Here is a 934-nt window from a genome sequence, read left to right on the forward strand (position 1 = left end):
GCATTTGTGCCGTATTCCAAGTCATCTTTCGATCACTTAAATACTTTGGTTGATACAATCACAACCCGGTATCGCGTGTTGTACTGCAGCGTCTCATCAACGCTCGCGCGACACCTTTACTACATCCCATATTGTTAAAGAACAGCCGATCCGCAGGTCAGACCCGCGATCGCTTGGCAATGCCAAATGCAAGCGCTCAAGCCTTAAGCGCTTGCATTTGGCCACCTGGCCTTCACCAACAAACTACCGATAAGTGTGGACGCTCAACGTAGGATGCACGCTCTGAAAGGAGGTGATCCAGCCGCACCTTCCGATACGGCTACCTTGTTACGACTTCACCCCAGTCATGAACTCCCACACCTATGGATTCAGTGTGGGATGACCCATACGGGCCGGGTTTCCCCATTCGGACATCTCCGGATCAAAGCTCGTTTGCCAGCTCCCCGAAGCTTTTCGCAGGCTACCGCGTCCTTCATCGCCTGTGATCGCCAAGGCATCCACCACATGCACTTGTTCGCTTGACCCTATAACAAGTGTGTCTCAAGCTTGCGCTCATGACACCGCTCACTACAGGTTGAGTTCTCGCATTTGTGCCGTATTCCAAGTCATCTTTCGATCACTTTAAATACATTTTGGTTGATACAATCACAACCCGGTATCGCGTTTGCTACTGCAGCGTCTCATCAAAGCACGCGCGACACCTTTACTACATCCCATATTGTTAAAGAACAGCCGACTTTCGTCGCTTGGCAATGCCAAATGCAAACGCTCAATCCTTAAGCGCTTGCATTTGACCACCTGGCCTTCACCAACAAACTACCGATAAGTGTGGACGCTCAACGCCGGAGGCACGCTCTGAAAGGAGGTGATCCAGCCGCACCTTCCGATACGGCTACCTTGTTACGACTTCACCCCAGTCATGAACCCTGCCGTG

At 51.5% G+C, this 934-nt stretch carries 1 rRNA gene (running past one end of the window); it reads right to left on the reverse strand.

Features of this window, described 5'->3' with window-relative positions:
- Positions 1 to 524: ribosomal RNA gene (locus tag ACAD63_RS13865) — 23S ribosomal RNA — on the reverse strand; it reaches 3335 nt to the left of the window's first position.
- Positions 525 to 934 lie beyond the last annotated feature (410 nt).

Origin of the sequence: Cupriavidus sp. a3 (assembly GCF_051015765.1) — a bacterium.
GTDB lineage: Bacteria > Pseudomonadota > Gammaproteobacteria > Burkholderiales > Burkholderiaceae > Cupriavidus > Cupriavidus oxalaticus_A.